A 20,497-nucleotide genomic window follows, 5' to 3' on the forward strand; every position below is an offset into this window, starting at 1 on the left:
GTGCCGCGGCGTCAGCGCCGATGCAGCGCCCGGTGTGCGATATCGCGACGGTAGAAGGCCCCATCGAAGCGGATCTTCGCCGCCGCCGCGTACGCGCTTTCCCGCGCGCAGGCGATGTCTTTACCCAGCGCGCAGACGGTGAGCACGCGCCCGCCGGCGGTCACGGCGCGACCTTGCGGATCGAGCGTCGTGCCTGCGTGGAACACCTTTGCTTCCGGCGGAAGCGGCAGGTCAAGGCCCTCGATCACATGGCCGCTGCCGACCTTGCCGGGATAGCCGCCCGCCGCCATTACCACGCCCAACGAAGGGCGCGGGTCCCAATGCGCCCTGGTGTGATGCAGCTCGCCGTCCAGTGCGGCCTCGATCAGTTCCACCAGGTCCGATTTCAGCCGCAGCATGATCGGCTGCGTCTCCGGATCGCCGAAGCGGACGTTGAACTCGATCACCTTGGGGTTGCCGCTACGATCGATCATCAGCCCCGCGTAAAGGAATCCCATGAAGGGCGCGCCTTCGCTGGCCATGCCGCGCAGGGTCGGCTCGATCACCTGCCTGAGGATGCGCTGCTCCACCTCGGGCGTGACCACCGGCGCGGGCGAATACGCCCCCATGCCGCCGGTATTGGGACCAAGATCATTGTCGTCGCGGCGCTTGTGGTCCTGGCTCGAGGCCATCGGCAGCGCGTGACTGCCGTCGCTCATGACGATGTAGCTGGCCTCCTCGCCTTCGAGGAACTCCTCGATAACCACCCGCGCCGAGGCCTCACCGAACGCATGCCCGCCGAGCATGTCGTGCAGCGCCTGCTCGGCGTCGGCGAGGGTCAGCGCCACCACCACGCCCTTGCCGGCGGCCAGGCCGTCGGCCTTGATCACGATCGGCGCGCCGTGCTCGCGCACGTAGGCGAGGGCGCGGTTCAAGTCGGTGAACACGGCGTAGCGTGCGGTAGGAATGTTGTGGCGAAGCAGGAAATCCTTGGCGAACGCCTTGGAGCCTTCTAGCTGCGCCGCGATCGCGCGCGGGCCGAAGATACGCAGTCCCGCGGCGCGGAACTTGTCGACCACGCCGGCCACCAGCGGAACCTCCGGGCCGACCACGGTCAGGCCGATTTTCTCGGCCTTGGCCAGGGCCAGCAGACCGGGGATGTCGCTTGCCGCGACGTTCGCGTTGCGCACGCCGCGTTCGCGCGCCGTACCCGCATTGCCCGGCGCCACGATCACCTCGTCGACCCGCGGCGACTGCTTGAGCTTCCACGCCAGCGCGTGTTCACGCCCGCCGTTGCCGATGACCAGAATCTTCATGCCACGCTCCGAAATGCCCGATGCGCCCGGGGCGCAGGCGCGCATTGTAACGGCAGGCGTCGCGCCCCTTCAGGACCATGCGTCGGCGATCCGCTCGGCGGCGATCCTCGGCGGTTGCGCGGGCGCAGCCCGTGCGTGCCCCGCCTTCGGGCAAGAGCGCATCGGGCACGAACAGGATCAGTCGCGGCTGGCGAGCAGTTCCAGCAGGGCACCGCGCGGCAGCTTGCCGGTCTCGTTGCGCGGCAGCGTGGCGACCAGCCGCAGCGGCCGTGGCAGGAACAGTGGGTCGACGGCGTTACGCAGCGCGTCGAGGATCTGCGCCTCGCCCAGACCCGGCGCGACGGCCAGTGCGGCCACGCGGCGCACGCCGGAAGCGTCGGCCTCGTCCAGCTGCAGCACGACGGCGTCCTGCACACCGGGTATCGCCAGCAGGCGGCGGGTGAGGTCCGCCAGCGAGGCGCGCTTGCCGGCAATCTCGAGCATGTCTGCATGGCGTCCGCACAGGCGAAAGGTGCGGCCCTCGTCATGCAGGGTCACCAGATCGGCCAGCGCCACCGGCATCGACAACTGCGGTGCGTGCACCTGGGTGCCGTCCGGCTGTGGCTGCAGCGTGACGCCATCGTAGAGCTGCCAGCGTTCGTCGACGGCCGGGCGGCGACTGGCGAACACGCACGTTTCGGTGGAGCCGAACACTTCGAGCAACGGCGCGCCGTAGCGCTGCTCGGCCTGGACGGCCAGGTCCAGCGGCATCGGCGCGGTGGCCGAGAGGATCGCAGCAAGCGGTGGCAACGCCACGCCCGACTCCACCACCGCGCGCAGATGCACCGGGGTGGTCACCAGCACCCGCGGTGCAGGCACTGCGGCGAGCGCGGCGGCGACATCGGCGGGGAAGAAAGGCCGCCCGCCGCATACCGCGACGTTGCCCAGCAGCGGCAACACGACCGAGGTCTCCATCCCGTACATGTGCTGCGGCGGCACCGTGGCCACCACGTGGAACGGCTCGGTCACGTACTGGCGCAGCATCCGGAGGTTGCCGGCATTGCTGGCGTGGAAGCTGCGCCACGTCTTCACATGCGCGGCCGGCTGGCCGGTCGAGCCGGAGGTGTAGCCGATCGCCACGACCTGGTCGGCACCGAGCTCCGGCCACGCCGCGAGCGTGCGGTCCCCGCGCGCGGGCAGATCGGGCAACCGCTGGTAGTGCGGTGGCGCCAGTGCGAGCGCCTGGTCGCCCAGCGCGTAGCAACCCGGATGCGCCGCCATCACCTCGTCAATGGCGCGGGGTGCACGCGACGAGGGCAGCAGGTTGGTCTGGCCACGCCACGCGATCGCGCTGAAGGCGACCAGGAACGCGTAACGGTCCTCGCACAGGTTCACTGCGGTCGATGCGCCGGGCAGCTGCGCCGCCACAAGCTGCACATCGGCCAGGAACTGTGCCGCGTCGACCGGTACCCCGTGGCGCCACGCCACCACGCGGGCCGGGGAGTCGCCGGCCAGCAGCGGGAGCGTCTCCGCCACGGGGCGCTGTTGCGTTTCGAAAACTGTAGCCAACCCGTTCAACCCCGCATTCCGAGCCTTGTCCAGGCGCTGTCGGCGCAGCATGACCACGCCGGCCGAAGCCTGCCTGAATAGCGTGAAGCGCTTGCGCGTGCCCACCTCACCCCGACCACGCCGTTGATTCGGTGCAGTCCGGGCGCCCCTGCGGGCGATCTAGCAGCGGATGATAGCGCCGCTGAGCGCGTCGCGGATGGTGGCTGGCGGACCGTCGCCGGCGAGCGGCGCGGCCAGCAGCCCGTCCAGCGCCTCACCGAAGTAGGCAATCACTTCCTGTGGCGTACGCGCCGGCGCCTGGCCGTGCGGGTTTGCGCTGGTCGACGCGATGGCGCCGCCAAATGCCTGGCAGAGCGCGGCGGCGGGCTCGCAGGCGGTCACGCATACGGCCACCCCCTCCTGTGCGCCGACCAGCCAGGACGGTGCGGCGGCCGAACGCGGCATCACCCAGACGGATGCACCGGGCCAACTCGCGAGCACCTCGCGCAGCCGCGCTTCAGGCAGCCCATCCAGCGCGAGGTAACGCTCGAGCTGTGCGAATTCCCCCGCGATCAGCAGCATCCCGAGCTCCGCGGGCCGTTGCTTGAGGGCACGAACACGCTCGAACGCCGCCAGATCCTGCGGATCGCAACCAAGGACAAAGCTCTCGTCGGGATACGCCAGCACGCCGCCGGCCCGCAGCAGCGCGGCAGCCCCTTCGGTTTCGCTGGCGCCGTAGCGATGCAGCAAGTGCTCAGCCTGCCGCGGGCTTGCTGGCTGACTTGCGTGGCGCAGCCTTCTTGGCGGCGGTCTTTTTTGCAGCGGTTTTCTTCGCCGCGGTTTTCTTGCTGGCGGTTTTCTTGGCGGCGACCTTCTTGGTGGCCGCCTTCTTCGCCGCAGGCTCTTTCTTCGCGGCGGTCTTCTTGCCGGCGGCCTTCTTGCCGAAGCGACCCTTCTTGACCGGGGCCGCTGCCAGCAGCTCCAGGCACTGCGCCTCGGTCAGCTCCTTCGGCTCCTGCTCCTTCGGGATGCGCGCGTTCTTCTCGCCGTCGGTGATGTAGGCGCCGTAGCGGCCATTGAGCACCTGCACGCCGTTGCCGAAGTCCAGGATGATCCGGTTGGCGAGCATCTCCAGCTTCTCCGTCACGATCTGCAACGCGCGCGGCAGCTCGATGGTGTACGGGTCGTCTTCGGGCTTGAGCGAGGCATAGGTGCTGCCCTGCTTGACGAACGCGCCGAAGCGGCCCACGCCCACGCTGACCTCGTCGCCGTTCTCGGCCTGGCCGAGCTTGCGCGGCAGCTTGAACAGCTCGATCGCCTGCTCCAGCGTGATCGTGTGCATGCTCTGGCCCGGACGCAGGCTGGCGAACTGCAGCTTTTCGTCGGTGTCCTTGTCGCCGATCTGCGCGTACGGCCCGTAGCGGCCCAGCCGCACCGAGACCGGCTTGCCGCTCTTGGGGTCGGCGCCGAGCTCGCGCGCGCCGGTCGCCTCGCTGCGGTCGACCGACTCGGTCTTCTCGTCCACCTGCTGCTTGAACGGCTGCCAGAACCGCTCCATCAGCGGCACCCACGCCTCCTCGCCGCGGCTCACCGCATCGAGCTCGTCCTCGAGCTTGGCGGTGAAGTCGTAATCGACGTAGCGGGTGAAGTGCTGGACCAGGAACTTGCCCACGGCACGGCCGACGTCGGTCGGCTTGAAGCGTCGCGCGTCGAGCAGCACGTACTCGCGGTTGAGCAACACCTGGATGATGCTGGCGTAGGTCGAGGGGCGGCCGATGCCGTGCTCTTCCAGCGTCTTGACCAGGCTCGCTTCGGAGTAGCGCGGCGGCGGCTCGGTGAAATGCTGGTCGGCGTCGATGTCCTCCAGCGGCACCACTTCCCCAGCGACCAGCCGGGGCAGGCGACGGCCCTCGTCGTCATCCTCGGCGGCCTTCTGGTCGCGCCCTTCCTCGTACACGGCGAGGAACCCGGGGTCGATCACGGTGGTGCCGGTGGAACGGAACGAGGCGTCCCCGCCGACGACGCCCTCAAGCGCAAACTCCACCGAAACGGTGTTGAGCGTGGCGTGGATCATCTGGCAGGCGACGGTGCGCTTCCAGATCAGCTCGTACAGCTTGCGCTGCTCGTCATTGAGGAAGCTGGACACCTCGCGCGGGCGGCGCAGGGCGGAGGTCGGGCGGATCGCCTCATGCGCTTCCTGCGCATTCTTGGACTTGGTCTTGTACACCTGCACCGCATCCGGCAAGGCCTTGTCGCCGAAGTCGCGGGCGATCACCTGGCGCAGCTCGGTCACGGCGTCTTCGCCGAGCATGGTCGAGTCGGTACGCATGTAGGTAATCAGGCCGACGTTGCCCTCGCTGCCCAGTGCCACGCCCTCGTACAGCCCCTGCGCGACCTTCATCGTGCGGCTGGTGGAAAAACCCAGCTTGCGCGCCGCCTCCTGCTGCAAGGTGGAGGTGGTGAACGGGGCGGCAGGGCGGCGCTTGCGCTCCTTGGAGCCAACGTCGCTGACCGTGAACTGCCCGCGTGCGGCCGCCTTCAGCGCCGCACGCGCGGTCATCGCGTCGTTCTCGTTGGTGAGGTCGAACTGTTCAAATTTCTTGCCGTGCAGGCGAGTCAGCCGGGCGCTGAAGTCGCCGTCGGCGTGCTTGAGCCGTGCTTCGATCGTCCAGTACTCGCGCGGTACGAACGCCTCGATCTCCTCCTCGCGCTCCACGATCATCCGCAGTGCCGGGCTCTGCACGCGGCCCGCCGACAGCCCGCGCTGCACCTTGCGCCACAGCACCGGAGAGAGGTTGAAACCGACCAGATAGTCCAGCGCGCGACGCGCCTGCTGGGCATCCACCATGTCATGCGACAGCTGGCGCGGTGCGGCGACGGCGGCCTGGATTGCCTTGGGCGTGATCTCGGAAAACACCACCCGGTGCATGCGCTTGCCATCGGTCAGGCCGCGCTCCTTGAGAATCTCGCTGATGTGCCAGCTGATCGCCTCGCCCTCGCGATCCAAGTCGGTTGCCAGATAGATATCGTCCGCTGCCTTGGCCGCCTTGGCGATCGCATCGACGTGTTTTTCGTTGCGCTCGATCACCTCGTACTTCATGGCGAAATCGTGCTCGGGATCGACCGCACCCTCCTTCGGCTTCAGGTCGCGCACGTGGCCGTAGGAAGCGAGGACCTGGAAGTCCTTGCCGAGGTATTTGTTGATCGTCTTGGCCTTGGCAGGCGACTCGACGATAAGCAGGTTTTTTGCCATGTGGCTGTATTTTCCAAAGCGGATCACCGTCACCGTGCGACGGGCATATATATCTAGTTGAGCCACGTTGCCGCGACGACTGTCAAGCTGGATCGCGCGAAAGTGCGGCGCAGGGCGGCCTGTCAGCCTGCCAGCCGCTGGTAGCAGTTGCCCGCCAATGCGCCGACACGCCCCTCGAGCTCCAGCATCAGCAACATCGAGCAGAGCTCGCCGGCCGGCTCGCCGGTGCGATTGACGAGCTCATCCAGCGACGTCGGATCGTGTCCCAGGGCCTGCAGAAGCCGGCCGAACCGCGGATCGGCGTGCGGCGCGCCAACCGCGTCGTCGCCTGCCGTGTTCGCGGTGCCGGCCAATCGCTGCGCCAGCTCCGCGCCGAGCGCGCGTGCGGCCGGGGCCAGTGCCTCGACCACTTCGTCCGCGTGTTCCACCAGCCTCACCCCGTCGCGAATCAGGCGATGGCAACCGTGAGCCAGCGGGTTGTGGATCGAGCCGGGCAACGCAAACACCTCGCGCCCCTGCTCGCCGGCAAGGCGCGCGGTGATCAGCGATCCGGACTTGAGACCCGCTTCGATCACCAGCGTGCCGAGCGCGAGGCCCGAGATGATACGGTTTCGGCGCGGAAAATGATCGGCCCGCGCCGCCGTACCCGGTGGAAACTCGCTGACCATCACGCCACCGGCCGCGATGCGCTTCGCCAGCGCGTGGTGCTTGCGCGGATAGACCCTGTCGGGCCCGGTGCCGACCACGGCCACCGTGGGCCTGCCACCCTCGAGCGCGGCAGCGTGCGCGGCGCCGTCGATACCATCGGCCATGCCGCTGGTGACTACCAGTCCCGCCGCTGCCAACGCACGTGCGAACGATTGCGCATTGGCCATGCCACCCGGGCTGGCGCGTCGGGCGCCGACAATCGCCACCTGTGGATACAGCAACAGGGCGCCGTCGCCGACCACGAACAGGGCCGCCGGCGGCTGCGCGATCGTGTCCAGCAACGGCGGGAAGTCCTCATCGGTACAGCGCAACAGGCGATGCCCCGGCTGCGCCAGCCACTCGAGATCCGCCGTGATGCGCGCCTCGTCGGGCTCTGCCAGCCATTGCGCAGCAACTGGGCTGGTCGGACGGCGACGAAGGCTGGCCAATGCGGCGTGGATCGTGCCGGTATCGGCCAGTAATGCGCGCAGGCCGCCGGGGCCAAGCCCGGGCGTACGCAAGGCGATCAACCACGCGCGCAGATCGTCCATCTCGTTCATCGAGCGAGTCTAAGCGCAGCGCGCAAACGACAACGGCGCGGTCAGACCGCGCCGTTGTGTGGGGGCATGCCGACGGCCGCCGCAGGAATGAACGCCTTACTCCGGAGCGCGCAGGGTATCGCCCCGCTTCACCGGACGCAGGCTGTCCATGATGAGGCCGTAGCTGACCCGGTCGAAGGTGCGGAACACCATCACGTGGCCAGCAAACTCCTCCGGCAAAGTGACCTGCGGGGAGCTGCCGCGACGCCAGCTGTTGCCGGCCACATCATCGGCGATCGTCTCGCCCGGCTGCCACACGGCGTAGGTCTGGCCGTTCTCGACGCCGTCCTTCGCGCCCACCGAGAGCGCCACGACCTGGCGCTTGCCAGCAGCGTCAAGCGCGTCGGCAAACGCGATCACGCGCGCCTTGGCCGGGACCGACTTCGGTGCGTGCGGATAGAAGTAGGGATCGTACGGGCTGTCGTCGACCGGCATCACGCGGTCACCCTTGCGGATCTCCAGCGTGGAGTCCAGCAGCAGCAGGGTCGACACATCGCCGGTGCGCAGCGTTTCGGCGGTGCCGATGACCGACACTTCCACGCCCAGGTCGTCGCCGCGGCCGAAATGTCCGTCATCACGGAAATCTTCCGACCAGGGGCTTCGCACCATCGAGGCATCGCTGTCCAGCGTATGGGCGACCAGCTCGTTATCTTCGTCGGCCGGATCGTCCTGCTCGAAACCGCGGAACACGTGCGTGGGCCGCACGATGGCCCAGCGCTGTCCGGGCTCTGCCGTGAGGCCCCGCACGTAGAGATTCTGGCCGACGGCGCCACGCAGGCGCGCCTCCTCGAAACCCACGACGTAGGGCGCGGAGCTCACGTCCTCGGATTTCATCACCCGCATGTCCTTGAGGAACATGCGCAGCTCCGAGAGCGGAATCGCCGGCACGGCCTCTTCGCCTGCATGCACGCCGGGCTCGAGCTTGAGCGTGGGACCGTTGAGGAACGCCAGGTTGAGCACGTCACCGGGGTAGATCAGATGCGGGTTGCGCACCTGCGGGTTGGCCTGCCAGATCTCCGGCCACAGCCACGGCTTGGAGAGAAACTTGGCCGAGATGTCCCACAGGGTGTCGCCGCGGCGGACCGTGTAGGTATCGGGATGGCTGGCACGCAGCTGCGCACCTGCGGCGTAGACGGCAAACGTAACCAGCATGCCGGCCAGCAGCCCTATGGACTTCTTCATCATAAGCGGGAATCCCCCTCCCCCGGTGCAAGCGCGAGTGTAACCGAACCGTTAACCCTTGCAACTGGAGACATTGGACAAAACTGTCTGCCTTACACGGGCTTGGCGACGTACAATAAACCCCATTCTAGATCGCGTCCGGGCTGGGTTTCGCCACTTTGCCCGCATTTCCGGCGCAAGGTGAGCCCCATGTCGATACTTTCCATCATTGAATTCCCCGATCCCCGCCTGCGCGTTCGCGCCGAACCGGTGCGCGTGTTCGACGCCGCATTGAAGCAGTTCGTCGCCGACATGTTCGAGACGATGTACGCCGCCAACGGCGTAGGCCTGGCGGCCACCCAGGTGGCGGTGAGCCAGCAGGTCCTTGTGGCCGACATGAGCGACGAGCGCGACCAGCCGCTGGCGCTGATCAATCCGCAGATCCTGGAGAAGACCGGCTCGCAGGTCTACCAGGAGGGGTGCCTGTCGTTTCCCGGCATCTTCGCCGACGTGACCCGCGCGCTGAAGGTGAAGGTGAAGGCGCACGACGTGGACGGCAAGGAAATGGTGCTGGAGGTCGAGGGCCCGCTGGCCGTGTGCATCCAGCACGAGATGGATCACCTGGACGGCAAGGTGTTCGTCGACTACCTCTCTGCGCTCAAGCGCACCATGCTGCTCAAGCGCATGGAAAAGCAGCGCAAGCAGGCGGCCAGCGCTTGAGCGGGGCGACCCCGCTGCGCATCGTCTTCGCCGGCACGCCCGAGTTCTCCGTTCCCTGCCTCGCCGCCTGCCGCGCCAGCGGCGCCGAGGTGGTGGCGGTCTATACCCAGCCAGACCGCCCCGCCGGCCGCGGCCGCAAGCTCACGCCCAGCCCGGTGAAACAGGCGGCGCTCGATGCCGGCCTCGCGGTCGAGCAGCCAGAGTCGCTGAAGGACGCCGCCACCCGCGAGCGTCTGGCCGCGTATGCGCCCGACCTGATGGTGGTGGTGGCCTATGGCCTCATCCTGCCGCGCAAGGTGCTGGCCCTACCGCGGCTCGGCTGCTGGAACGTGCACGCCAGTCTGCTGCCGCGCTGGCGCGGTGCCGCCCCAATCCAGCGCGCGATTCTCGCCGGCGACGCTGAGAGCGGCGTCGACCTGATGCAGATGGAAGCGGGCTTGGATACCGGCCCGGTGCTGCTCGAACGGCGCACGCCGATCCGCGCCGAAGAAACCGGCGGCAGCCTGCACGACCGCCTGTCGCAGCTCGGCGCGGAAGTGCTGGCCGAAGGTCTGCAGCACGTGCTCGCCGGCGACGCACTGGTACCCGTGCCGCAGCCGGACACGGGCGTGACCTATGCGCACAAACTCGACAAGGCCGAGGCACGGCTGGATTTCGGCCGCACGGCGATCGCGCTGGAGCGCCAGGTGCGCGCGTTCGACCCGTGGCCGGTGGCCGAAGCGACGATCGCCGGCGAAACCGTGCGGGTATGGGCGGGGCGGGGGCTCGATGTCGCGCATCACGCTACGCCGGGTAGCGTGCTGGCAGCCGGCCGCGACGGCATCGACATCGCCTGCGCCGAGGGCGTGCTGCGCGTGACCGCTCTGCAGCGTGCCGGCGGCAAGCGCATCGGCGCGGCGGACTATCTCAACGCCCGCCCCGACCTGCGCACCGCGCGATGAAGCCCGACACCCGCGCCCTCGCCGCGAGGGGCCTCGCCGAAGTCGCCCTGCGCGGCGCCTCGCTGCGCGAGGTGATGGAGCGCAGCGCACCAAAACTGTCCGACCCGCGCGATCGCGCCCTGCTGATGGCCCTGCTGAGCGAAGGCGCGCGCTGGTGGTTGCGTTTCGACGCGGCAGTCGACGCGATGCTGGCCAAGCCGATCCGGCACAAGGACCCGGCCATCCACGCGCTGCTGGTGCTGGGCCTGGTGCAGCTGGAGGTCCTCGAGCTCAGCGACTACGCCGCCGTGGCCGCCACGGTGGAAGCCACTCGCGCGCTCAAGCGGCCCGCGCTCGCTGGCATGGTCAACGCCGTGCTGCGCCGCTGGCAGCGCGAGCGTGCGACGCACATCGAACGGCTCGATGCCGAACCGACCACCCGCCACGCGCATCCGGCCTGGCTGGCCGCGGCGCTGCAGCGCGACTGGCCGGCACAGGCCGAGGCGGTGATGGCCGCCGAGAACCGCGAGCCGCCACTGATGCTGCGGGTGAACCGCCAGCGTGCCGAGCGCGAGACTTTCATCGCCCGATTGCAGTCCGGCGGCCACGAGGCCCATGCCCACCCGTGGCTGACCGATGCCGTGGTGCTGCCGCACAGCACCGACGTGACCCGCCTGCCCGGTTTCGACGACGGCGCCTTCGCCGTGCAGGACGGCGCAGCGCAAGTCGCCGCCGACCTGGCCGACCTGCGCGACGGCCTGCGCGTGCTCGACGCATGCGCCGCCCCCGGCGGCAAGGCGTGCCACCTGCTCGAACGCGCGCGCATCGACCTCACCGCGCTGGAGTTCGACGCCAGGCGCGCCGAGCGCATCCGCGACAACCTGATGCGCCTGCGGCTGGATGCCAAGGTGGTGGTCGGCGACGCCGGTGCACCGCCCGCGGCGTGGAAGAAGCAGCCGTTCGACCGCATCCTCGTCGATGCGCCGTGCTCGGCCACCGGCGTCTTGCGCCGCCGCCCGGACGTGCGCCTGCACCGGCGCGAGAGCGATATCACCGCCATGGGCGTGCAGCAGCGGCGTATCGTGTCGTCGCTGTGGCCGTTACTGGCCCCCGGTGGACGACTGGTCTACATCACCTGTTCGGTGCTGCGCGCGGAGAACGAGGCGGTGGTAGCCGAGCTGGTCGCGGCCCACGAAGACGCCGAAGCGGTGTCGTTCACGCTGCCGGCCGGCCAGGCGGCCGCGGTGGGCTGGCAGATCCTGCCGGGCGACGGCGACCTCGATGGCATGTATTACGCGGTGCTGCAGAAAAAACCCTGAGCCGGCCGTGCCTGATCGTGGCGCCGCTATGCTTGTCCCTACCCCGCCGATCCACCCCCCACTTCCGATGGAACGCGCCGCGTCGTGAACCCGCTCTCCCCTTCGCCCCGCGCCCGCCCGCTGTGGCTTTCCAGCGCGCGCGCCGAGCTCCTCTGGTGCGGCCTGTTCGCGCTGTTCGTACTGGGGGTGGGCATCGGCATGCGCGATCCGTGGCCTTCGGACGAGCCGCGCTTCGCGCTGGTCGCGCGCTGGATGGTGGAACACGGCCAGTGGCTTTTCCCGCATCGGGGGCACGAGCTCTACCCGGACAAGCCGCCGGTGTTCATGTGGACGCAGGCGCTGGCGTACTGCGTTACCCGCAGCTGGCGCGTGGCCTTCCTGCTGCCGTCGCTGCTGTCGGCGCTCGGCGCGCTGGCGCTGACCTACGACCTGGGCCGCCGGCTGTGGAACCACCGCAGCGGGCTGCTCGCCGCGCTCACGCTGCTGGTCACCATCCACTTCACCTACCAGATGCGCAACGCGCAGATCGATCCGCTGCTGCTGGGCTGGATCACGCTGGCCAACTACGGCCTGCTGCGCCACCTGGTGCTGGGGCCGTCCTGGCGCTGGTTCTGGATCGGCTGCTTCTTTGCCGGCGTCGGCGTGGTGACCAAGGGCGTGGGCGTGCTGGCGCTGCTGATGCTGATTCCTTTTGCGTTCGCGCGCCGACGCGGCTGGCGGCACGTGGCCCGGTTCGACGGCCATGCCGGACGCTGGGCGCTGGGCGCGCTGGCGTTCCTGCTGCCCGTGCTGGCCTGGCTGGTGCCGATGGTGCTGATCGCGCGGGCAGATGGCGACCCGCAGCACGCCGAGTACGTGCAGAACATCCTGTTCGGACAGACCGTGCACCGCTACGCGACGCCGCCCGGGCATATTCATTCGCCGGCCTACTTCCTCGGCATCATCGCGGTGGACTGGCTGCCGCTGTCGCTGCTGCTGCCGTGGGCGCTGCCGGCGTGGTGGCGACGGCTGAAGCGGCGCGACGCGCGCTTCCTGCTTCCGCTGGGCTGGATCGTGCTGGTGCTGGTGTTCTTCTCGCTGAGCCCCGGCAAGCGCGACGTCTACATCCTGCCCGCGCTGCCGATCACCGCCTTGGCGCTGGCGCCGCTGCTGCCTGCACTGCTGCGCCGGCGCGGCGTGCGTGCCGCGGTGTTCGCGCTCACGCTTGCGCTGAGTGGCGCGCTCGCGCTCGCCGGCGCGCTGGCCATGATGCGTCACCCGAAGTGGTCGCTGCGGCTGGAGCAGAGCCTGAACCCACAGATCTGGTGGCTGTTCCTCGCCATCGGCCTGGCCGGTTTGCTGATCGCGGCGTTCACCCGCCTGCGTCGCGCACCGCAGGGATGGCTGGCTTTTGCCGCCGTGCTGTGGAGCGTCTACGGCCTGTGGGGCTATCCCCTGCTCAACGGCGACCGTTCGGCGCTGGACGTGATGGCGCGAGCGCGCGTGCTCGCCGGGCCGCAGGCGCCGATCGGGCTGATCGCCTGGAAGGAACAGAACCTGCTGATGGCGCAGGGACCGGTGGCTGAATTCGGCTTCCTCGCGCCGTGGCCGCAGCAGTTCGCGGACGCCTCCGCCTGGCTGCGGGCCGATCGCGGACAACGCTGGCTGTTCAGTCTCGACACGGCGATGGGTACCTGCGTCAACCGCAGCAAAGCGACCTACGTTGGACATGCCAACCGTCGCGAGTGGTGGCTGTTCCGCGCCGATGCGCTGGTGCCCGGTTGCGTGCCACAGGCCGGCTCGGCCCAGGCTGCGGACGACTCGCCGGACTGACACATTCGCCCGCCCCACGCGGGGCGTCGCGTCACGTCGAAGATGAACACGCTTTCACCAGGGATGCGGATCGGACCGATCCGGACAAGGACTCTCGTTAGCATCATGGAAATGTGCCCTGCCGTTCCCCGCACGACCGTGCCCCCGCTCACCAGTGAGCGCCTGACCTGGATGCTTTCGTGGTGTGCCGCGTCGCTCCCGCTGGGGTTTGCGCTGTCCTCGCGCGCCAAGCTGCTGCCGATGGCCGTGCTGATGGTGGCCGGCGTGGCCCTGCTCGTCCGGCGCGCGGATGTGCGCCGCGCATGGTGGCAGACGCGCTGGGTGGTGGCTGCCTGCGTGCTGCGCCTGCTGTACGACGTGGCCAATGTATTGGGCCACCGGCTCGGCTGGGCGCCGCTGGACCTGCCCAGCCAGACGCTTCCGTTCCTGGCCGTGGCGGCGGTGTTTGCGCTGCCGCTGGACCGGCGGATCCTCGGCCTCGGGGTCAGCGTCGCCACGGCGGTGCTGGGCGCCGCATGCCTTTGGCAGCGATACGTGCGCGGCATCGACCGCCCCTACGGCCTCAACGGGGGCGACTGGGCGGCAATCGAGTTCGCGATGTATCTGCTGATCATGGTGCTGCTGTCGCTGCTGCAGGCGCTGCGGTCCGATCTCTCCCGCCGCGCTCGCGCGGCCCATGCGGCGGCCGCCGTGCTCGGACTCTACGGCGCGGTGCTGACCCAGAGCCGCGGCCCCTTGCTGGCGTTTGCTCCGGTGTGCGCCCTGGTGCTGCTGTGGCACGGCTGGCAGTCGCGACGCTGGCGTTGCGCGGGAATCGCCCTGGCGCTGGTCACGACGGCCATGCTGGCGGTTACCGCATCGATGCAGCGCGAGATGCTGGCGCGGTTCCGCGCGGTTCCGCACGAGCTGGCGACGTTCGTGCCCGGGCGCGCGCATGGCGCAATCGGCCAGCGGCTGGAGATGTGGCGGCTGTCGTGGCGGGTGTTCACCGCGCATCCGTCCACCGGCCTCGGGCTGGACCAGTTCGGCCCTTACGTGCGCGCCGCGCATGCCCGCGGCGAAGCCAGCGCGGCCATTGCCGGCTACGTGCACCCGCACAGCGAGTACTTCGAATCGCTGGTGGCCGGCGGCTGGCCGGCACTGCTGGTACTGGCGCTGTTCCTGGGCGTACCGCTGACGTTTTTCGCGAAACACATGGCCGACCCGGACGAGGGGATCCGCCGCACCGCCGCGGGCGCGGCCGCTGCCGTGGCGATGTTTGATTTGTGCGCATTCAGCGACAACGTGTTTTATCGAGCAATGCCGCACTCGCTGTATCTCTTCCTGGTGCTGGGCCTGGCGGTGGACATCGGCCGCCGTACCGGCGTTCGCACCGTCCCGATCCGCTGAGCAGGCATGGCACGTATTCAACTTCTCGCCTGGCACAACCGGCGTGGCCTGAGCCACGACCTGGAGTTGATGGCACACACGCTGGCCGGCCTCGGCCACCGCGTGCACATCACCCGGCTGGGTCCGCGGCGCAACGACGGCCGCTGGCTCGGCCTGGCGCTGCGGCTGGTGATGCATGTGCGTCGCGTGCTGCGCCGGGACATGGCCGCGCCGCTGTACGACGCGAACATCGCGCTGGAGCACGTCCGCCCGGCGTTCTTCGCGCTGGCACGGATCAACCTGCTGGTGCCCAACCCGGAGTGGCTGTCGCCGCGCAGCCAGCGTTACCTGTCCCGTTTCGACGCCATCCTGTGCAAGACCCGCCATGCGCGCGAACTGTTCGCCGCACGCGGGCAGCAGGCGATCCAGATCGGTTTTGACAGCGAGGACAGCCGGCTGCCGGCGGTGCCGAGGCAGCGCCGGTTTCTGCACCTGGCCGGTGGCAGTCCGATGAAGGGCACGCGCCGGCTGATTGCGCTGTGGGAACGCCATCCCGAGTGGCCCGAACTGCTGGTGCTGCGTTCCGGCGACGGTCATGCCGGCTCGCCCGCCTCCACCGCGGCCAACGTGCGCCATCGGGTGGAGTACCTGAGCCGCGAGGAGCTGCAGCGGCTGCAGAACGAGCACGCGTTCCACGTCTGCCTGTCCGAGACCGAAGGCTGGGGCCACTACATCGCCGAGGCAATGGGCTGCGGCGCAATCGTGGTGACCTGCGATGCGCCACCCATGAACGAACTGGTGCGGCCGGAGCGGGGTGTGCTGGTGGCGGCGCGGCCTACCCGCGCGTTCAACATGGCGCAGCTCTACGAGTTCGACGAGCAGGCGATGGAGGCGGCCATGCAGCGGCTGATCGACATGCCGGAAGCAGACATCGCGGCGATGAGCGCCAACGCGCGGGGCTGGTTCGAAGATAACCACCACGCCTTCGCCGCGCGGCTGGACGCCGCACTACGGACGCTGCTGTAGTTCCGCCGTGCCGGCCGCGAGGGCGGCGGGAGGCCGGGGAAATTCGGTCAGGTGCTGCGCCACGCCGTCGATACAGCGCACGCTGCGGGCCTGCCGGGTCGCCGCGAGGATGCGGTCGTTGGGGTTGTCGACCAGCTGCTTGCGGGTGAGGTGGTACAGGTGGAAGGCGAGGGCGCTGAAGCGGACGTCGCGGCGCAGCAACCCGGCATGGAACGCACGCGCGACCAGCTCGGTGTCTTCGCGGCCCCAGCCGGTCATCGCCTCGTTGAAGCCGTTCAGGCGCAGCAGGTCGTCGCGCCAGAACCCCATGTTGCAGCTCTTGATGCCCCGCTGGCGGTGCCCGGCGTGCGCGTAGAGTTGCGCCAGCGCGGGCACGCGCAGGGTGTGGCGGCGCCGCTCGATGCCGCGCTCGAAGAAACCGAGCGACGTGCGCTGGTGCGCCAGCATGCGCGCGGTCAGCGCTTGATCCGTAAGCACGCGCGAGCCCTGCACGAAGCAGCCAGGGCGGGCGAACACGCGGTGGTCAGCGACGAAATGGCGCTCGGCGACCATGTCGCCGTCGAGCAGGATCACGTAGTCGCCCTGTGCTGCCGCGATGGCGCGGTTGCGTGCGCGGCTCATGCGGGCGCCATCGTCGGGCTGCCACAGATGCACCAGCCGGGTCGGGTAGTCCTGCGCCAGCTGCAACAGCATGGTGCGAGTGTCCTCGCGCGAACCGTCGTCGGTGACGATCACCTCGAAGGGCAGCTCGGTCTGCCGTGCCAGCGCACGCAGCACCAGCTGCAGCGCCTGCGGCCAGTTGTAGGTGATCACCGCCACGCTGATGCGCATCAAGCCAGCCCCTTGTACTCCACCGGCAGCTCCCGGCGTCGCCGCCAGGCCGACCACAGGATCGCCAGCGCGCGCTCCAGCCCCCGCCACCACGAACCCCGGCGCTGCCGCACGAGGGCAGCGTAACGGCGCGCCTCGCGCCAGGTCGGCAGCGGCTTGGTCTTGAACTCCTGCTTGGCAAAGTCCACGCAGCGCGCGTCCAGCCCGATGGTGCGGGCATAGTGCTCGATCAGGCAGCGCGAGCGGAAGCGGTTGAGGTATTCGTTGGCCGGGGTGCGGTTGCCCCACCAGCCGTTGTTGCCGTGGATGCGGTAGCGCACGGCGCCGGTCGGCTGGTAGTACTTGCGACCGCCCAGCACGCTGGTGCCGAACACCAGGCAGTTGTCCGCCGACAGGCGCCAGGACAGGTCCAGCTGATCGGGCAGGTCGAGCGTGCGCCGGGCCCACGCGGTGCGTAGCGCCAGTGCCGAGGTGGGTGCGCCGTACCAGTGCATCAGCAGATAGGTGCTGACGGCGGTATAGCCGAGGTCCAGCGCGCGGTCGGCATAGCGCATGTGCGCGTGCTGCTGGCCGAACAGCTCCAGGTCGGAGAAGACGAAGTCCACGTCATTGCGGGCGTCGAAGACTTCGCCCAGGCCCGCCAGGTAGTGCGACTGCCACAGATCGTCGGCGTCTAGGAAACACACCACCTCGCCCTGCACCCGGGCCAGGCCGCGCCGGAATGCCGCGAGCTGGCCGCCGTTCTCGCCCAGCAGCAGGGTCACCCGTGGATCGTTGCCATAGCGCTCGGTGAGCAGCTCGGGCGAACCGTCGGTGGAGCCGTCGTCCACCACGATCACCTGCAGTGCCTCACGGGTCTGCGCCAGCGCACCATCCACCGCCTCGCACACGAACGCACGGTAGTTGTAGTTGGTGACCACCACCGAAAAGCGCACCGGCGTGCTCATGCGCCGTCGTCCTGCGCGAACAGCCAGCGAAAGTAGGCGATCGTTTCTTTCAGGCCATCCTCCAGCGACACGGCCGGCTCCCAACCCAGCCTGTCGCGCGCCAGCGTGATGTCCGGCTGGCGCTGGCGCGGGTCGTCCGCCGGCAGCGGCCGGTAGACCATCTTCGAGCCGCCGCCCACCAGCCGCACCACCATCTCGGCCAGCTCGCGCATGGTGAACTCCACCGGGTTGCCGATATTGATCGGCCCGGTGAAGCCACGCTCGGTATCCATCATTCGCAGCATCGCCTCGATCAGGTCGTCTACGTAGCAGAAGCTGCGCGTCTGGCTGCCGTCGCCGTACAGGGTGATGTCCTCGCCCTTGAGCGCCTGCACGATGAAGTTGCTGACCACGCGGCCGTCGCGTGGGTGCATGCGCGGACCGTAGGTGTTGAAGATGCGCACCACCTTGATGTCCAGCGCGTGCTGGCGGTGATAGTCGAAGAACAGCGTCTCGGCGCAGCGCTTGCCCTCGTCGTAGCAGCTGCGGAAGCCGATCGGGTTGACCCGTCCCCAGTAGTCCTCGCGCTGCGGATGCACCTCCGGATCGCCATACACCTCGCTGGTGGAGGCCTGCAGGATGCGGCCGTCCAGCCGCTTGGCCAGTCCGAGCATGTTGATCGCGCCATGCACCGAGGTCTTGGTGGTCTGCACCGGATCGTGCTGGTAATGCACCGGCGAGGCCGGGCACGCCAGGTTGAAGATGCGGTCGACCTCGACATAGAGCGGAAACGTCACGTCATGGCGCATCAGCTCGAAGCGGGGGTGTCCCAGCAGGTGCGCCACGTTGCGCTTGCTGCCGGTGAAGAAGTTGTCGGCGCAGAGCACGTCGTGTCCGGCGTCGATCAACCGATCGCACAGGTGCGAGCCCAGAAACCCGGCGCCGCCGGTGACGAGGATGCGTTGCATGTGAGGCCCTGGCGAGGCTGGACGGCGAGAAGGATGGCCCAGCAAGCGGCGAATTCTGTCACGCGCGCCGCTGGACCACTGCGACACAGCCGGCGATCCGGACATGTGCGATTCAGTCATACGCCCGTAGCCGAGGCGCGGGTTTCCCCTAGAATCACGCCATGCCCACGCTTGCGCTCACCCTCGTCGTCATCACCCACAACGAGGCGCACACCATCGCGCGCTGCCTGGACAGCGTACCGTTTGCGGCCGAAAAACTGGTGGTGGACTCGGGCAGTGACGACGACACGGTGGCCATCGCCCGCGCCCACGGCGCCCGGGTAGTGCACCAGGACTGGCTCGGCTTCGGTGCCCAGCGAAACTTCGCCACCGGGCAGTGCCACCACGACTGGATCCTCGCGCTGGATGCGGACGAGTACCTCTCGCCATCGCTGGCGGCCGAAATGGCCCAGCGCCTGCCGGCCCTGATGGAAGGCCCCGCCGCTGCCGCGTGGCTGCGCCGCAACACCATCTACATGGGCCGGCCGATGCGCTGGTATCGCCCTTCGGTGGGCGAGAAGCTGGCGCGCCTGTACCACCGCGGCCGAGCGCGCTGGAGCGATGCGCGGGTGCACGAGTCGCTGCAGTTCCAGGGCAGTGCGCCGACCTTCGACGCGCCGCTCCACCACGTCAACAACCCGACCCTGCCGCACAAGCAGCTCAAGGTGCTGCGTTACGCGGAGCTGAAATGCCGCGACTGGCTGGAGAAGGGCAAGCCGGTGCGGATGTGGCAGGCGCCGTTCGTCTATGTCCTGGCGTTCGTGAAGGACTACGTGTTCCGGCTGGCGATGCTCGACGGATGGCGCGGTTTCCTGATTGCCCAGACCGCCGCCAGCTACGCGCTGTACAAGCGCATGCGCTATTACGAGATGCGCCACAACCCCGGCTCGGTGGCCGAGGCGGAGGCCATCCTCAAGCACCACCGCATCGACCGCTGACGGCCCGCGCATCGGCAAGTGCGACGGCGCACCGTAAGCTATGCGTCCTGCCGATCCGAGCCGAACGCTCATGCCCAAGCACTATCTCCTGTACGGTTCCGAGCGCTACGCGCTGGCGATCCTGCGGCCGCTGCAGGACGCCATCCGCGCGCGCGGCGATGAAACCGCGTGGTTCTTCGACGGCCCCGGCGCGCAGGACCTGGTCCAGGGCGAGCGCCTGCTGACGGTGGAACAAGTGCGCCAGTGGAAGCCGATCGCCGTGCTCACCCCGGGCAACCATCTGCCGCATTTCTTTCCAGGGGTGAAGGTGGAGGTGTTCCACGGCTTCGATGCAGGCAAGCCGCGCCATATCTACATCCGCGGCTTCTTCGACCTGTACTGCACCACTGGCCCGCGCGACACCGCGCAGTTCCAGGCGCTGGCCGACCAACTCGGCCATTTCGCCGTCACCGAGACCGGCTGGCCCAAGCTCGACCCGTTCCTGCGCGCCATCGCCGGGCCGCTTCCGCCGGTGCGCACGCCGCCGGTGATCCTCTACCACTCCACCTTCTCGCCCTCGTGGAGCGCGGCCGAGACGCTCTACGAGGAGGTCAGGCGCCTTTCGCGCGACGGCCGCTGGCGCTGGATCGTCACCTTCCACCCCAAGATGAATCCGCAGACCCGGGCCAAGTACAAGGCGCTGGAAAACGAGCACCTGCGCTTCGCCGAAGACGACAACATCCTCGACCTGTTTCCGCAGGTGGACATGATGTGCTCGGATACCTCCTCGGCGCTGAGCGAGTTCCTGCTCACCGGCAAGCCGGTGGTGACGTTCAAGAACCGCCGCCCCGGCCCGCAGCTGATCGACATCGACCGGGTCGAGGATTTCGAGCCGGCGATCGAACGGGCATTCGCGCGCCCGGCCGAGCTGATGCAGGCCATCGCCGCATTCGGCGAAGCCATCCACCCTTATCGCGACGGCCGCTCCAGCGAGCGCGTGCTCGATGCGATCGACGCCTTCATCGCCAGCGGTGGCCGCAACCGCCGACGCAAGCCATGGAACCTGTGGCGCAAGCTCAAGCTGCGCCGGCGCATCGGTTACTGGGGCTCCGCGCGCATCCGCTAAGCG

The 20,497-nt window shown here is 68.9% G+C and carries 17 protein-coding genes; 8 read left to right on the forward strand and 9 right to left on the reverse strand.

What is annotated here, in order from left to right; genetic code table 11:
- Nucleotides 1-11 precede the first annotated feature (11 nt).
- The 6 genes from purD to VFG40_RS00050 form a co-directional block, all read right to left on the reverse strand.
- Entirely contained in the window at nucleotides 12-1,295 is a 1,284-nt protein-coding gene (gene purD / locus VFG40_RS00025; RefSeq protein WP_324893566.1) for a phosphoribosylamine--glycine ligase, read from the reverse strand.
- Nucleotides 1,296-1,472: 177 nt separating this feature from the next.
- Nucleotides 1,473-2,843 carry an AMP-binding protein gene (locus VFG40_RS00030; RefSeq protein ID WP_324893568.1) on the reverse strand — a complete coding sequence of 457 codons (1,371 nt, stop codon included), beginning with the start codon at nucleotides 2,841-2,843 and terminating at the stop codon, nucleotides 1,473-1,475.
- A 159-nt stretch (nucleotides 2,844-3,002) separates the two neighbouring features.
- Nucleotides 3,003-3,572 carry an L-threonylcarbamoyladenylate synthase gene (locus VFG40_RS00035; RefSeq protein ID WP_324893570.1) on the reverse strand — a complete coding sequence of 190 codons (570 nt, stop codon included), beginning with the start codon at nucleotides 3,570-3,572 and terminating at the stop codon, nucleotides 3,003-3,005.
- 4 nt (nucleotides 3,573-3,576) lie between these two features.
- Nucleotides 3,577-6,075: a DNA topoisomerase I gene (locus VFG40_RS00040; protein ID WP_324893572.1), complete on the reverse strand. Its 2,499-nt coding sequence runs from the start codon at nucleotides 6,073-6,075 to the stop codon at nucleotides 3,577-3,579.
- 122 nt (nucleotides 6,076-6,197) lie between these two features.
- A complete protein-coding gene (gene dprA / locus VFG40_RS00045) occupies nucleotides 6,198-7,322 on the reverse strand; it encodes a DNA-processing protein DprA (protein WP_324893575.1) in 1,125 nt (374 codons plus the stop codon).
- Nucleotides 7,323-7,418: 96 nt separating this feature from the next.
- Complete coding sequence (locus VFG40_RS00050) at nucleotides 7,419-8,546, reverse strand: LysM peptidoglycan-binding domain-containing protein (RefSeq protein ID WP_324893577.1); 1,128 nt, start codon at nucleotides 8,544-8,546, stop codon at nucleotides 7,419-7,421.
- A 186-nt stretch (nucleotides 8,547-8,732) separates the two neighbouring features.
- On the opposite strand from VFG40_RS00050, the gene def reads away from it, so the two are divergent.
- The 6 genes from def (at nucleotide 8,733) to VFG40_RS00080 (ending at nucleotide 15,687) form a co-directional block, all read left to right on the forward strand.
- Nucleotides 8,733-9,242: a peptide deformylase gene (def, locus tag VFG40_RS00055; protein WP_324893579.1), complete on the forward strand. Its 510-nt coding sequence runs from the start codon at nucleotides 8,733-8,735 to the stop codon at nucleotides 9,240-9,242.
- A 14-nt stretch (nucleotides 9,243-9,256) separates the two neighbouring features.
- Nucleotides 9,257-10,183, forward strand: coding sequence for a methionyl-tRNA formyltransferase (gene fmt / locus VFG40_RS00060; RefSeq protein ID WP_324893614.1), 927 nt, complete (start codon nucleotides 9,257-9,259; stop codon nucleotides 10,181-10,183).
- Nucleotides 10,180-11,481 (forward strand): 16S rRNA (cytosine(967)-C(5))-methyltransferase RsmB, encoded by a 1,302-nt coding sequence (gene rsmB / locus VFG40_RS00065; protein WP_324893581.1) that lies wholly within the window; start codon nucleotides 10,180-10,182, stop codon nucleotides 11,479-11,481. Before fmt ends, rsmB begins: the two co-directional genes overlap by 4 nt.
- Nucleotides 11,482-11,565: 84 nt before the next feature.
- Complete coding sequence (locus VFG40_RS00070; protein WP_324893583.1) at nucleotides 11,566-13,293, forward strand: ArnT family glycosyltransferase; 1,728 nt, start codon at nucleotides 11,566-11,568, stop codon at nucleotides 13,291-13,293.
- 138 nt (nucleotides 13,294-13,431) lie between these two features.
- Nucleotides 13,432-14,682 carry an O-antigen ligase family protein gene (locus VFG40_RS00075; protein WP_324893585.1) on the forward strand — a complete coding sequence of 417 codons (1,251 nt, stop codon included), beginning with the start codon at nucleotides 13,432-13,434 and terminating at the stop codon, nucleotides 14,680-14,682.
- A gap of 6 nt (nucleotides 14,683-14,688) precedes the next feature.
- Nucleotides 14,689-15,687 carry a glycosyltransferase family 4 protein gene (locus tag VFG40_RS00080; protein ID WP_324893587.1) on the forward strand — a complete coding sequence of 333 codons (999 nt, stop codon included), beginning with the start codon at nucleotides 14,689-14,691 and terminating at the stop codon, nucleotides 15,685-15,687.
- Here VFG40_RS00080 and VFG40_RS00085 read toward each other — a convergent pair.
- The 3 genes from VFG40_RS00085 to VFG40_RS00095 are packed head-to-tail and all read right to left on the reverse strand — an operon-like array spanning nucleotide 15,670 to nucleotide 18,412.
- Nucleotides 15,670-16,518, reverse strand: a complete 849-nt coding sequence (locus tag VFG40_RS00085) for a glycosyltransferase family 2 protein (protein WP_324893616.1) — start codon at nucleotides 16,516-16,518, stop codon at nucleotides 15,670-15,672. The two genes, VFG40_RS00080 and VFG40_RS00085, sit on opposite strands and share 18 nt — an antisense overlap.
- Nucleotides 16,518-17,465, reverse strand: coding sequence for a glycosyltransferase family 2 protein (locus VFG40_RS00090; protein ID WP_324893589.1), 948 nt, complete (start codon nucleotides 17,463-17,465; stop codon nucleotides 16,518-16,520). Before VFG40_RS00090 ends, VFG40_RS00085 begins: the two co-directional genes overlap by 1 nt.
- Nucleotides 17,462-18,412 carry a UDP-glucuronic acid decarboxylase family protein gene (locus VFG40_RS00095; RefSeq protein ID WP_324893591.1) on the reverse strand — a complete coding sequence of 317 codons (951 nt, stop codon included), beginning with the start codon at nucleotides 18,410-18,412 and terminating at the stop codon, nucleotides 17,462-17,464. Before VFG40_RS00095 ends, VFG40_RS00090 begins: the two co-directional genes overlap by 4 nt.
- A gap of 161 nt (nucleotides 18,413-18,573) precedes the next feature.
- Between VFG40_RS00095 and VFG40_RS00100 the strand changes: the two genes are divergently transcribed.
- Together VFG40_RS00100 and VFG40_RS00105 are read left to right on the forward strand one after the other, a co-directional pair.
- Nucleotides 18,574-19,389 (forward strand): glycosyltransferase family 2 protein, encoded by an 816-nt coding sequence (locus VFG40_RS00100; protein WP_324893593.1) that lies wholly within the window; start codon nucleotides 18,574-18,576, stop codon nucleotides 19,387-19,389.
- Between the two features lie 70 nt (nucleotides 19,390-19,459).
- Nucleotides 19,460-20,494, forward strand: coding sequence for a CDP-glycerol glycerophosphotransferase family protein (locus VFG40_RS00105; RefSeq protein ID WP_324893595.1), 1,035 nt, complete (start codon nucleotides 19,460-19,462; stop codon nucleotides 20,492-20,494).
- Nucleotides 20,495-20,497: the final 3 nt, after the last annotated feature.

Origin of the sequence: Dyella sp. (assembly GCF_035685805.1) — a bacterium.
Lineage (GTDB): Bacteria > Pseudomonadota > Gammaproteobacteria > Xanthomonadales > Rhodanobacteraceae > Dyella_A.

What these genes read in the sequence shown, in the direction of transcription:
- VFG40_RS00050 (WP_324893577.1), bottom strand. Translation starts at nt 8,546, where the DNA reads ATGATGAAGAAGTCCATAGGGCTGCTGGCCGGCATGCTGGTTACGTTT.
- VFG40_RS00080 (WP_324893587.1), top strand. Translation starts at nt 14,689, where the DNA reads ATGGCACGTATTCAACTTCTCGCCTGGCACAACCGGCGTGGCCTGAGC.
- VFG40_RS00040 (WP_324893572.1), bottom strand. Translation starts at nt 6,075, where the DNA reads ATGGCAAAAAACCTGCTTATCGTCGAGTCGCCTGCCAAGGCCAAGACG.
- def (WP_324893579.1), top strand. Translation starts at nt 8,733, where the DNA reads ATGTCGATACTTTCCATCATTGAATTCCCCGATCCCCGCCTGCGCGTT.
- dprA (WP_324893575.1), bottom strand. Translation starts at nt 7,322, where the DNA reads ATGAACGAGATGGACGATCTGCGCGCGTGGTTGATCGCCTTGCGTACG.
- rsmB (WP_324893581.1), top strand. Translation starts at nt 10,180, where the DNA reads ATGAAGCCCGACACCCGCGCCCTCGCCGCGAGGGGCCTCGCCGAAGTC.
- VFG40_RS00095 (WP_324893591.1), bottom strand. Translation starts at nt 18,412, where the DNA reads ATGCAACGCATCCTCGTCACCGGCGGCGCCGGGTTTCTGGGCTCGCAC.
- VFG40_RS00105 (WP_324893595.1), top strand. Translation starts at nt 19,460, where the DNA reads ATGCCCAAGCACTATCTCCTGTACGGTTCCGAGCGCTACGCGCTGGCG.
- VFG40_RS00100 (WP_324893593.1), top strand. Translation starts at nt 18,574, where the DNA reads ATGCCCACGCTTGCGCTCACCCTCGTCGTCATCACCCACAACGAGGCG.
- VFG40_RS00085 (WP_324893616.1), bottom strand. Translation starts at nt 16,518, where the DNA reads ATGCGCATCAGCGTGGCGGTGATCACCTACAACTGGCCGCAGGCGCTG.
- purD (WP_324893566.1), bottom strand. Translation starts at nt 1,295, where the DNA reads ATGAAGATTCTGGTCATCGGCAACGGCGGGCGTGAACACGCGCTGGCG.
- VFG40_RS00090 (WP_324893589.1), bottom strand. Translation starts at nt 17,465, where the DNA reads ATGAGCACGCCGGTGCGCTTTTCGGTGGTGGTCACCAACTACAACTAC.